9 protein-coding genes are annotated in these 12,886 nt (G+C 49.9%); 3 read left to right on the top strand and 6 right to left on the bottom strand.

The features are described 5' to 3' along the window. Positions 1 to 43: 43 nt before the first annotated feature. Positions 44 to 2,248, top strand: coding sequence for a YccS family putative transporter (yccS, locus tag BGK46_RS08080; protein WP_254659674.1), 2,205 nt, complete (start codon positions 44 to 46; stop codon positions 2,246 to 2,248). Positions 2,249 to 2,529: 281 nt separating this feature from the next. Beyond that, on the top strand, positions 2,530 to 3,699 hold the full coding sequence (locus BGK46_RS08075) for a Card1-like endonuclease domain-containing protein (protein WP_069588325.1): 1,170 nt from the start codon (positions 2,530 to 2,532) through the stop codon (positions 3,697 to 3,699). A 78-nt stretch (positions 3,700 to 3,777) separates the two neighbouring features. On the opposite strand, the gene udp is transcribed toward BGK46_RS08075, so the two are convergent. From udp to BGK46_RS08045, 5 genes are all read right to left on the bottom strand, one after another. Then, positions 3,778 to 4,539, bottom strand: coding sequence for a uridine phosphorylase (udp, locus tag BGK46_RS08070; protein ID WP_069588323.1), 762 nt, complete (start codon positions 4,537 to 4,539; stop codon positions 3,778 to 3,780). 219 nt (positions 4,540 to 4,758) lie between these two features. Continuing rightward, positions 4,759 to 7,077: a zinc/cadmium/mercury/lead-transporting ATPase gene (locus BGK46_RS08065; protein ID WP_084781353.1), complete on the bottom strand. Its 2,319-nt coding sequence runs from the start codon at positions 7,075 to 7,077 to the stop codon at positions 4,759 to 4,761. Between the two features lie 204 nt (positions 7,078 to 7,281). Next, entirely contained in the window at positions 7,282 to 8,508 is a 1,227-nt protein-coding gene (gene gltS, locus BGK46_RS08060) for a sodium/glutamate symporter (RefSeq protein WP_069588321.1), read from the bottom strand. 324 nt (positions 8,509 to 8,832) lie between these two features. Beyond that, positions 8,833 to 10,248, bottom strand: coding sequence for an MATE family efflux transporter (locus BGK46_RS08055; protein WP_254659673.1), 1,416 nt, complete (start codon positions 10,246 to 10,248; stop codon positions 8,833 to 8,835). 157 nt (positions 10,249 to 10,405) lie between these two features. Further along, positions 10,406 to 10,822 (bottom strand): CBS domain-containing protein, encoded by a 417-nt coding sequence (locus tag BGK46_RS08045; protein ID WP_069588315.1) that lies wholly within the window; start codon positions 10,820 to 10,822, stop codon positions 10,406 to 10,408. A 383-nt stretch (positions 10,823 to 11,205) separates the two neighbouring features. On the opposite strand from BGK46_RS08045, the gene BGK46_RS08040 reads away from it, so the two are divergent. Beyond that, positions 11,206 to 11,970 carry a ParA family protein gene (locus BGK46_RS08040; RefSeq protein WP_069588313.1) on the top strand — a complete coding sequence of 255 codons (765 nt, stop codon included), beginning with the start codon at positions 11,206 to 11,208 and terminating at the stop codon, positions 11,968 to 11,970. A 31-nt stretch (positions 11,971 to 12,001) separates the two neighbouring features. Here the strand turns inward: BGK46_RS08040 and BGK46_RS08035 are convergent, their stop codons facing one another. Continuing rightward, entirely contained in the window at positions 12,002 to 12,781 is a 780-nt protein-coding gene (locus BGK46_RS08035; RefSeq protein ID WP_069588311.1) for a DUF2927 domain-containing protein, read from the bottom strand. Between the last annotated feature and the right edge of the window lie 105 nt (positions 12,782 to 12,886).

Genomic DNA, 12,886 nt, shown 5'->3' with positions numbered 1-12,886 from the left:
TTTCTGCTATCTTGCCCTCATTGTTGGCTTAATCCGTGTTTTTATGTCCTTTTCGTTGCCACGCTTTCCTTCGATGCCACTGACGCTACGCGAATACTGGGCGAACCACCGCATCAATGACAGTATCCGCGTCCTAATCGCTTTAATGGGGGTTGCCCTTTACGCGGGATACGCTGGTCGAACCGATATTGTCACGCCACTGGTGCTCGGGGTCATCGCTTCAGCATTAGCGGAAGTGGATGATCACCTATGGGGGCGGATAAAAGCCTTGGGCGTGACGCTAACCTGCTTCGCGGTCGCCTCTTTCTCGGTTGAATTGCTTTACGATTGGCCTTGGCTGTTTGCATTAGGGCTAACCGTTTCCAGTTTTGGCTTTATCATGCTGGGGGCTATTGGGGAGCGTTATGGCACCATCGCCTTTGCCTCATTGCTACTGGCGGTATACACCATGTTGGGGATGGAGCAAGGCAGTGATCTGTGGCTTCAACCCATGATGCTGCTCTCAGGCGCATTTTGGTACGGGTTACTATCACTGGTTTGGATTGTGATTTGGCCGCACCGTCCCGTGCAGCATCGGCTCGCAGCGGTCTTTCGTCAAACCGCCACTTACATGGAAACCAAGTCTAGTTTGTTCCATCCGGTTGCCGAATTGGTTCCGCAACCTACCCGCATCGCCGCCGCCAACCAAAATGCGCAAGTGGTAGCCGCGCTCAACCAAGCCAAAGCATCATTACTGGCGCGAGCACGACGCGGCCGTCTGACCCAGCGGCATCAAACCTTGCTGCAAACGTATTTTATCGCCCAAGACATTCACGAGCGGGTTAGCTCATCCCATTATCGTTACCAAGATCTTGCCGCCCACTTTTTCCACTCGGACATTTTGTTTCGCTTCGAAGCATTGCTCAATGTGCAAGCGCGCGCATGCCGTGAGGTAGCGCAAGCGCTCTCGTTGGGGATCAGCTATCAACATCATCATGCAGGGCAGCAAGCGTTAACGGCTATCCAGCAATCGATGGCGTATTTGGCTAAACACCAAGACAGCCATACTCGCACCGCATTGCTAAATCAGTTGCAGTTTTTATACAAAAACCTGGAGACGGTTGAGCAGCAGTTGGCGAGTTTGAGTAACCTCGCAGTTGATAGCCGCGCCCAAGAAAATGAATTGGCTGATCCCGATGCGCGTTCGCTTGGTGAGATGGTCTTTCGCATTCGCCAACAACTGACGTTTCGATCGTTGCGTTTTCGCCATGCGGTGCGCTTGTCGTTATCGCTCCTCGCGGGGTATGGCGTGATTCAAGGTCTATCACTTGAACATGGCTTTTGGATCTTGATGACCATTCAGTTCGTTTGCCAAACCAATTACTCAGCCACACGCAGTAAGCTTAAAGAGCGGATTGTCGGCACTGTGGCTGGCTTGCTACTCGGCGTGCCGGCCTTATACCTGTTTCCCGATCCCAGCAGTCAATTGGCCTTGATGGTCGTCACTGGGGTGCTATTTTTCGCGTTCCGCACCGTTCAGTACACCCTAGCCACCTTGTTTATCACCTTATTGGTATTAATGTGCTTTAGTCAGTTCGGGGAAGGTTTCGCAGTGATCTTACCGCGTTTGGGCGATACCGTTATTGGCTGTTTGATTGCCGTTGCGGCGGTCCGTTATGTGTTGCCCGACTGGCAAGCGCACCGTCTCCGCGGGATCATGACAGAAGCCTTGCAAGCCAATCGGGACTATTTGGCCCACGTGATTGCTCAGTACCGAGTAGGTAAACGTGACACCCTTACCTATCGAATTGCGCGGCGCCAAGCGCACAATGCGGATGCGGAGCTGACTACCGCGATCAGTAATATGTTGGCGGAGCCCGGCCGCTATCGCACCAATATCGAAGAAACTTTCCGTTTCTTATGTTTAAACAACGCGATGCTAAGCTATATCTCTGCCCTTGGCGCGCATCGAAGCCGGATGGATGATGAGGTCAACCATCAAAAAGTGGCCCAGCTTCACCGTGATATCCACCAAGGATTAACCCAATTAACCGAGCTACTGGCCCAGCCTACCAACCATGATGCACTGCTGGCGTTACAAACTACTGATGACATGCATCAGACTCACGGCGGCTACGGAGAGACTGTCGATAACACACCGCTGACGATGGTATTGCAGCAATTACAACTGATTCAGCGCATGCTGCCAGAGCTTAACCAGTTGACACTCACGCTGCGCCAACAAGCCCTGAAACAAAGTCGCGCATAATTAACGGCGGGGCCAAGGTTCCGCCTTCGGTGACTCACCCTGTGTACCAATACTCGCGTTGCGTGCGGATACTCGACTGGCACGCCAACGCTAAGTCAGCGGGATGTCAATTTACAACAATTTACGTTGTTGACGGTTGAAAGCCCTAGTCGTAGACCGGATATTATTAACAAAGCCACCTAAGTGACTTAACGCTATACCCAAATGACTCGTTTGGAAGCTAGGGTATACACTTATATTTTTAGCGGCTCGTTTAGCCGCATCGCCCGCCTGGAGCAATTATGGCTATTCATGTAGGAATCATCGACTCGGATCCCGTCCGATTGGTCACCCCCGTGTTACACCAGCAACTGCCGGTGAGCAAGTTGGTGTTAATAGGCACCCTTGAGCAAGACCTAGAATTTGAACGCCTTACCCGCGTACTTGCGCCAAAAGGCATCGAAACCGAGTTTTTTGAAATTTCCGATGATATCAATATCCGTGAATTAAAAAGCCAAGTGAAACAACTGGCCGAACAGCTTAGCACCACCTCTGAAGATATCCTTTTTAACGCGAGCTGTGGTCTGCGTCATCAACTGCTGTCTGCTTATGAAGTTTTTCGCACCTATCAATGGCCCAGCTATGTCATTGAGCCTTATAGCGATGAATTATGCTGGTTGTATCCAGACGGGTTGCCACAACAGCAAGTCGAAGACCATATTAGCTTGACCGAATACCTCACGATTTTTGGCGCCCGTTGTGAGCGTCATGATGAAGATGTAGTGGGTTGTTTAACCGATGATATTTATCGTTTGGGCGAAAAATGGGCCAGTAATGCTTATGAATTAGGACCCGGCTTGGCGACACTGAACTATTTAGCCACCACGTGTCGCAAGGAACAGTGCCTTGATGTGACGTTAAGCGAGAAACAGCAAGGCTACCGTGAACTCGGTATGCTGCTTGACGATCTGACTGAAGCTGGGCTCGCGACATACCAAAATGGGGTGTTGACCTTTAGTTGCGAGGAAGCACGTCGCTTTGCCAATGGTGAATGGTTAGAAAGCTACGTGCATTACACCGTCACGTCCATTCAAAAAGAAATGCCAACCATTCAAGATAATTCACTTTCCGTGCAAGTGTATCGCCAGATTGGCGAGCGCGAAGTGCGTAACGAGCTTGATGTGGCTACCGTGGTCAATAACAAACTGCATATTATTGAGTGTAAAACCAAAGGCATGTCGAGCGATGGCGATGACACCTTGTACAAGCTAGAGTCGCTGCGCGATCTGCTTGGAGGGTTACAGGCGCGAGCGATGTTGGTGAGCTTCCGTCCGTTGCGCCATCACGATATTACTCGAGCTACCGATCTGGGCTTAGCACTGATTGGTCCTGATCAACTTGGTAACCTGCGTACCCACCTTTATGATTGGTTTGTCGCCGCCGGTGGCACCGTCGCGATTCGCACCAGCTAACTGGCGCACTTAAAACACCATAAAAAAACGCGGCGCTCATGATGAGCACCGCGTTTTTTTGATACCGCAATGTCTGAATTACAGCAGTTTACGAGCAGCTTCAACCACAATCTTGATCGAGCGCGCTTCGGTTTCTTTAAGCGTTGCGTGGTCAGGGATCTCTTTTTGGGTACGGTTAATAATCACACCCGCAACACAGCCAGCACGCAGACCTGAGCTAGCACACATGGTAAGTAGCGTGGCGGACTCCATTTCAAAGTTCAGTACGCCCATGTCTTGCCACTCTTGCATCGAGCCTTGGAAACGACGCACGACACGACCACTGAAGGTATCGTAGCGCTCTTGGCCCGGATAGAAGGTATCGCTTGATGCAGTCACACCGGTGTGAACCGTTGCGCCATCTTCATCAACCGCCGCTTTCATGGCCGTTGCCACATCGAAGTTAGCCACGGCTGGGAATTCCATCGGTGCAAAGTGGGTGCTCGCGCCATCAAGGCGAACAGACCCTGTGGTGACGATCATATCGCCAACATTAATGTTAGGTTGAATAGCGCCGGTAGTGCCGACACGCAAGAAGGTACGCACACCCAATTGCGCCAGTTCTTCAACCGCAATCGAGGTTGATGGGCCACCGATACCGGTTGAGCAAACCACCACAGGCTTACCGTCTAACCAGCCTAGATACAAGGTATACTCGCGCTGAGAGGCAAGAAAGGTTGGGTTGTCCATCAGGTTCGCGATTTTTTCTACTCGCGCAGGATCGCCGGGAATAATCGCAGTGGTGGCGCCTTGTAGGTCGGCATGGTTAACGCCAAGGTGGAATACAGGGGTATCAGACATAATCAGTCTCCTCGCTGGATGCTGTCAGCAGCATCTTCAAATGATTAAAGGCCTGCCAAAGCAGGCCTGAACTCGAAGTTGTTATGCGTCTAGGATACCCAATTCTTCGGGTATTTATGTGACTTTTATCGACCTATTACACTGTCAATCCTTACAGATTTCAGAATTTAGAGACCGCTATCACTTTATGACGGTGTATACAGACAAGCGCTGTCAGCTTTATTGGCGCTTATCTCTCAACAGCCGTAATGCATTCAACGTGACCAGCGCCGTCGCGCCACTGTCCGCTAACACCGCCACCCAGAGACCGGTGATCCCCAAGACACTCGTGACCAGAAAGATACCTTTTAGCCCTAGCGCAATGGTAATATTTTGACGGACGTTCGCTTGCGTTGCGCGCGCCAGCTGTAAAATTCCGGGCAATTCAGTCAAACGGTTATGACTTAACGCCGCATCGGCCGTTTCAAGCGCAACATCCGTACCACTGCCCATCGCTACGCCTAATTGCGCCGCTTTCATCGCCGGTGCGTCATTAATACCGTCTCCCACCATAGCAACACGATAGTGTTTCGCTAAGGCTTCAACAGCATGAACTTTATCTTCCGGCAATAAGCCCGCGCGAAAGTCGATACCCAGCTCTCCTGCAATCTCTGCTGCTGCAGCCGGATTATCACCGGTTAGCATCACCGGATGAATGCCCAAATCACGTAATTGGTTGACGGCTTGCTTGGCATCGTCCCGCAAGGTATCACGCCAGCCAATCAGTCCGTACGGTGCGCCCTCAACCATGACGACCGCCACCGTGACACCTCGCTGTGCAATCTCTCCGGCTTGGTGTCGCTGATTCGGTGTCAACATATCATCCGTCAGTCGATCGAGTGCAATTAAGCGAATCCGGCACCCATCGACATCCCCTTTCACACCCTGTCCCGCTTGCGCTTGGATATTACGTGCTTCTGGCACTTCAATGCCTCGCTCGGCGGTATAAAGCACCAAGGATTTGGCCAGTGGATGATGACTGCCTCGCTCGATTGCCGTGGCATACTTAAGTAAATCCTTCTCATCACCTTGCCATGTCAGCACATCAGTCACAGTCGGTTTACCCTCAGTGAGCGTCCCCGTTTTATCAAAAGTCACCGCATTGACACTGGCGAGCATTTCTAACGCTGCACCGCCTTTAATCAGCGCGCCTCGACGCGCTGCCGTCGCCAGACCTGATGTGATCGCTGCCGGCGTTGAAATCACCAATGCACATGGACACGCAATCAATAGCAGAGCAAGGCCGCGATACAACCACTCTTGCCAACTGGCGGCAAAAAACAACGGCGGGACCACAACGACTAATGCGGCAAGCGCAATCATGGTCGGCGTATACCAACGGCTAAATTTATCGATAAACCGCTCAATCGGTGCTTTTTTCGACTCAGCCTGTTCGATTAAACGTAAGATCCGGTCAATCGCATTTTCGCCTTGTGCGGATGTGACGGTAAGCTGGACCGTTTTATCGGTCGCAAGGCTGCCTGCCATCACAGCATCACCGACCTCAATATCAACCGGGATAGGCTCTCCCGTCAGGGCGCTTTGATCAAAGCTTGCCATTGTCCCCATCAACTGGCCGTCTGCAGGCAAACGCTCGCCAGCGCTAATTTCAATCACATCCCCTGGTTGCAGTGCGCTCGCCGCCACGGTTTCACGCTCACCAGATGCATGAACGCGAGTCACTATCTCAGGAACCAAGGCCATCAGTGACTGAATACCATCTCGTGCCCGTGAGGCAGCATAACCTTCCAGTCTTTCACCAATCAGGAACAGTACCAGCACCATCGCGGCCTCGGTGGTCTCACCCAAGTACAAGGCCCCGAGTGCGGCGATGCTCATCAGTGTTTCAATAGAAAAAGGTGATCCGCTTTTGACCAGTCGTATCGCTTTGCCCACGATTGGCGCCAGTCCAACTAAGGTCGCCAAAGTAAACAGCGCTCCCGATAAAGGCTCAGACCAATAGTGGAGTCCCCACGCCACCGCCATGACCGCAATTAGCCCGAATAACAGCGCATCTTGCCGCCACTTTTTCCATCCGGTTACCTCAGGTTGTGTTTGGTTGAGAGCGACGAGAGGAAAGCCCGCTTTTTGGGCGGCTTGTTCAACAGCACGCTCGGTAGAAGCCTGTGCATCGGCCGTATAAGTAACACGCAGTTTCTCCGTTGCAAACATCACCTGTGCTTGCGCTACGCCTGACGTTGCCAGAATGGCTTTTTCGAGTTTCGCGGCACAGCTCGGACAATCCATACCGGTCACGCCCCACTCGTGCGCATTCACTGAATCGATTGATGCGCGCTCAGAAGAGGTGTCTGCACGTTGTCGCTGAGCATGCGCGTGGCAATGCCCATCCGGGTCGTCATCGCCGGCGTTACCCTCGCCCTCCGCATGACTGCTACAGCAGCCGCTGTCTTGCGTACATTGTGTGGTTTCAAGCGCAGAGGTAGTCGGGTTTTGATGATGGGGTTGATGACAATGGTGCGATCCACAGTGTTTACACATAGTCGGCTCCTTATTGGCGGTATATCGAACGTTTATACCTACTATAAGGGTTGGAGCCCACTCCAGAGTCAAGCGATGATCGAAATTCATCGCATTTGTCTTACGTTGTGGGTCGGGGAAAGTACTTGGATAAAGGGAAAGCGCTGTGATGCGGGGAAAGAAAGCGAAAAGTGCGCTCAGTGATTAGCACTGAGCGCGTTCGGTTTACTGAATAATAAAAATGTAGCCCTGCAGAATGATAAGGTTCACGATATCGATGAAGAAAGCACCGACAATGGGCACCACCATAAAGGCTTGAGGTGCCGGGCCAAAACGATTAACAATCGATCCCATATTCATCACGGCTGTCGGCGTGGCACCTAGTCCAAAGCCACAATGACCACCGGCAATAACTGCCCCTGTGTAGTTACTTCCCATCAACTTAAATGTGACGTAATAGCTAAAGATACCGATTACGATCGACTGAATGGTAAGAATAATCAAGAAAGGGACAGCCAGATCGAGAATATTCCAAAGCTTCAATGTCATCAGCGCCATGGCAAGGAATAGTGACAATGACACTGTCCCAACCATATCAACCGTTTCTGATTCCAGCTTTCTAAATTTAAAGATCTCAAGGGTATTGGTAACAATCACACCCAAAAACAAGGCATATACAAAGTCTGGGATCATTAACCACTGAATATTAAAGCTATTAACCCATTCCGATAAATAACGCGCGCCCGTAATACAAAGCAATAAGATGAATAAGACTTCGATCACTTTCTTTGCGGTTACTTTGTCTTCTTCATTTTCGTTATAGGTCACCAACTCAGGATATTTCTGATGTGTCGTCGTGCCACGACCATATTCTGATTCTAATTGGTGCTTATTAATCAAGCGTTGAGCAACCGGGCTGCCGATAATGCCACCAATGACCAAACCGAGTGTGGCGGAGGCCATTGCAATCTCGAGCGTGCTCTGGATACCGTATTCATCGGTCAATATCTGTGCCCATGCCGCGCCTGTGCCATGCCCACCAGACAAGGTAATGGAGCCAGCCACAAGGCCCATCAGTGGATCCAAGCCAAGCATCGATGCAAAGCTCACCCCAATCGCATTCTGAATAATAATGTAGAAAGAAGCGATAGCGAGGAACCAAAATACTTTTAACCCACCTTTCACCAATTGTTTATAATTAGCCGCTAAACCCACAGTGGCAAAAAACATTAGCATAAAGGTGCTTTTTAACGGCAAGTCAAATTTAAAATCTATACCGTTTGAATGCAGCACTGCAATAACACAGGCAATAATTAATCCGCCGACAATAGGTTCGGGGATGTTAAATTTACGTAATGCAGGAATTTTTGAATTAACAAAATGGCCTAGAAAAAGCACACCAATGGCGATCAAAAATGACTCTAGTGCACCAATAGAATTGAGTTGATACATATAACCTCTTTGTTTCTCTCATCACATCCTCCCTGATAATCCAATTTGACCTTTGTCTTTTACCTCATGTTATTCACGTTGAAGTCAATGCTGGCTTCCACATCCCAACGACATCTCAGCATCCTGCTTATCGTTTTTAGTTGTTTGACACTGCGAGTATCGCCAACAGTTGCCTGACGCCTCGGTGTGTCTGATTCGCGGCACAATAGCAGAAATCTGTGATTTTGGCACCAAGTATCGAACTTTATGCGTCAATATCGCTGCTAATCATTGAATTAGCGAGGTTATTTACCTCAAAGACAGTGAGTAATGTTGTCGACATTTTCAGCAAAAATCGCCTACATTCGCATCTGTTGGCGACAAATGACGGAGGCGGCGTCGCAGATCGATCGCTAACCATGCCCCCACAGGTATTGCCAATGCCAAATTAGAGGCCGGATAGGCCAGCCAAACCCCATCCAATTGCCAATATGACGCAAAGAGAAATAAAAACGGGAGTTGCAGTACGATATTACCGATACTGATCATTAGCGCGGTTCGCCCGTGATGAATGGCTTGAAAGTACGCGGCGGCAACGACAATAAAGCCATCGAGAAACAGAAGGATCAGGTGCAACCGTAACCCATTGACTGTGCTATCCAGTAAGGCCGGATTGCCACTACCAACAAATACGCGTGCCAAGGTGTTGGGTAAGCCATTGATCACTGCCACAAAGGCAACGCCCGTCACTAAGACACAACACAACGCCATCAATAAGCACCGCTTTATCCAGTGTGGCTGACTGGCACCCGCATAAAAGCTCACTAAAGGTTGCATCCCATTGGCTACCCCTTCGGCGAGCAAATAGTACACAATGACCACATAGCCGATCACGGCATACGCCCCTACCGCCAGTTTTCCGCCGTGCAGCATTAAAAGGTGATTGTGCACCGCCACCATCACAGCACTATAACCGTACATAATCCAACTCGCCGCACCGATTGCACAGATATGCCGTGTGATTGACCAAGCCTGTGACCATGACGGCCAAATAACTTGCAACCGACTGCGCCGAGAAAAAAAGTAGCTGACGCCTACCAGCGTTACCGCCGCTTGAGCTAACGCTGTGGCAATGGCAGCGCCGGTTAATGTCCACTCAAGCCAGACGATAAACACCAGATCAAAACCAATATTGAGCAGCGCGCCTAACATCATCAATCGCGTCGCCAAGCCGGGTTGATCGTCGTTACGCAGTAAAATGGGCACCGCCATCGAACCGAGGGTAAACACATTGGCCCAAACCAGTACATCTAAGTATTGCACCGCAAAAGCCAGCGGCACCTGCTCTGCGCCTTGAAGTGCTAGTAGATATTCGCCCCACGCGACCAGTGCGAAGCTAAGAAAAACACTGAGAAGTAGCACTAATCCGATCGCGACCGCGAGCGTGTGATGCCCGGAGGGATCATGCCCTTTTCCTCGCGCAGCACTTATTTTCGCCCCAGCGCCAACACCAATCATCAGACCAATCCCTAACATGCCTGCGATCAATGGCCAAATCAGGTTAATGCCTGCCAAGCCATCAGCCCCCATGACATGACCGATAAAGATGCCATCAATGACTTGATAAAGACCATTAACCAACATAGCGGCCACGGTAGGTAACGTATAGCGCCAGAACTGGCGTGACAGTGAATGAAGTTGTGCAGGCATTAATGGGCAGTGTGTCAGGGTATGATGATAAATATCATACCCAATCTCCACCACAGTGCTGGTTTGGGATCAGCACAGTTTGGGATAGCGCACGTGTGAGTGATATTGATAAGTTACATCGTTTCCTCGTACTCGAAAGCGCGCAAAGAAAAACGCCTTGGCCACTTCTCCCCTCAAAGAAACAGCGCAAGACGCTTGAGTCTTTCATTTAGACAGGATGCGTGAGGCACTCTCCCATTTGAGTACTGATCGCACGGAGAACGTCTCGCCGAGTGATAATCCCTACCAATTTACCGTCATCAACCACTGGATACAGCTTAGGCTTGGTGGGCATCATCATTTCGGCCAGCTTAATGATACTGTCTTCTGATTGCACCGCGAGTGCATTCGGCGTCATACAATCAGACACAGAGTGGGAGTCTTGACAGTGATAGCTGTCTCTTAGCAATTGCTGCAGCATATCTTGCTCGGAAATAAACCCCACTAAACGCTTGTTAGCATCAATCACGGGTCCACCAGTTTGTTGGCTTCGCAGTAATTTTTCCAGCGCACTGGATAGTGGCATATCTGGCGAGAATGTCACCGGCCGCTTGTTCATATAATCTTTGACTTTGATCGACTCCATGTCGCCCCCTCTTCAATACTTAACTCACGCCATATACCTGCTAACCACGTCATATCAAAATGTGTATGCCGCGTAGCGTGGCTATGGTTGTCCCGTTCTTTAAGTGTTGTCTAAGTTAGCGAAATGTCTAAATCACTTTGAACAATTTGTGTGATTGGACAAAGCAATGATGTGGCGTGATTGCTTTATACCAGCTTCACACGCCTCTCAGCCTCACTTGCAACAAGATAAGCTGGCACGCCCTTCTCTTTTTGTTTTGTCACAAATTGTTAAATAAAACGGCTACAGAGGTAGATAGGGTTTCATCGATTTCATACCGTATCAAAACAAATGGATGATATTAAAAACGATGGCGACTCACGCATGGGGATGGGAAGAAAACGATGAAAATTATTGCGGTTTACAGTAACAAAGGTGGTGTGGGAAAAACGGCGACGTCGGTGAATATTGCACATTTGATGGCAGAAAGCGGCTATCGCGTCTTGCTTTGCGATCTTGACCCGCAAGGCGCGTCATCGTTTTACTTTAAGCTCAAACCATCCAAGCATTTAGGACAAGACAGCTTCTTTACCCGAGATAAAAAGTTTAAAAAGTCCATTCAACCCAGTCACTACCCCAACCTTGATGTGGTACCGGCGCACCATGATTTTAAAGACTTCGATATTTTTCTAGCTTCACAGAAAGGCGGGTCAAAAAGTCTCTTCAAACGTCGATTTAAAGCCGTCAAGGATGACTACGATATCGTGATACTCGATTGTCCGCCCTCTCTTTCCGCACTGTCTGATGCCGTATTCCGCCATTGTGATGAACTGCTGACCCCCGTGATCCCGACGACGCTTTCTGAACGCACGCTTGAACAGCTTTATCAGTATTTTATCGCCCATGATTTTGATGTGGCGCGTATTCACCCCTTTTTCTCGATGGTGCAGAAAACAAAGCGCTTACACGTCGACACCATGCATCGGATGCAGAAACAATACCCTGCTATGTTGGATTCTCATGTGCCCTTTAGTAGCGATGTAGAAAAAATGGGCGTGACCTGTGCGCCTGTCACCGATATCGGCAAGGGAACCGCTGCAGCCATGTATTATCGTCGATTATGGCGGGAGTTCGCAGCGCGCGTGCTTTCCGATCAACACGCCGCATAGACGAGTAGAATGAACGCGGAGCCATTCCACATCACCACCCTAATAACTGATACAACTCACCGGTTCTCACGGCGCGATGGGCATGCTCAATCGTCCCATCGCGCGCCCACGACTCAATCACCGGCGCAATGATTGGCTCCACCTGACGCCAATTTTGTCCGGCTTGTATGTCTGGCAAGTACAAAAGTCGCAGTAACAAGCCGTCTAAACCCGTTAATAGTTGTTCCGGCGTGCGATCATTAAAAATGGAAGGAAACACGTTATCGTCGTCATTGGGCAGCCCCATGATCTGGGTTAGCTCTTCAACCACACAGGCGACTAACTTACCTTTAGATCGCGCCAAATCAACTGGGATCACGACCGCTGCACGCCGTATCCAACCATTTTTATCAACGGCAAAATTAGCCGCACAGACCGCTTTGCGTAATGGGGTGACATCGTTGGTTTTAAAGTATTGCCGCGCATCGTCTAAAAAGCGTTGGTGGTTGGTAAATACAATGGTCAGATTAGCGGCTTTAGGGTGCGAAGCCGGGATAAAGTTTATCCCCGTCAAGCTTTGCAAATGGTCAAGGTGGTAGCGGACGAGTTTATTGTGAAGTTCGCTGTCGCTGACGACATGCGACACGGTATAGCGCACGGATTCTCTCCACTTACGAACACCATGTTCACCTTCTACATATTCACTTTTCAGCGCAATGCGATAAAACGCATCTTGAATATAACTCGGTTGCTGCCAAGGTTGCTCAACAGCAAGCGTACTGAACGAGACCAGCCATACGATAAGCCCGATACTAACTCGACCCTTAAACAACAACGTTCACTACCTCAAACCCGCGCTTTCGATGCCTGTTTAGCGTAGCACACCAGTTGATAAACAACTGGTTGAATCGCGTGCTGTCTGTTTTTTCTTACCATA

Source organism: Salinivibrio sp. SS2 (assembly GCF_001722075.1).
In the GTDB taxonomy this organism is placed as follows: Bacteria; Pseudomonadota; Gammaproteobacteria; order Enterobacterales; family Vibrionaceae; genus Salinivibrio; species Salinivibrio proteolyticus.
Note: the sequence above shows the minus strand (reverse complement) of the source record. Positions and strands in the feature narration are given on the sequence as shown.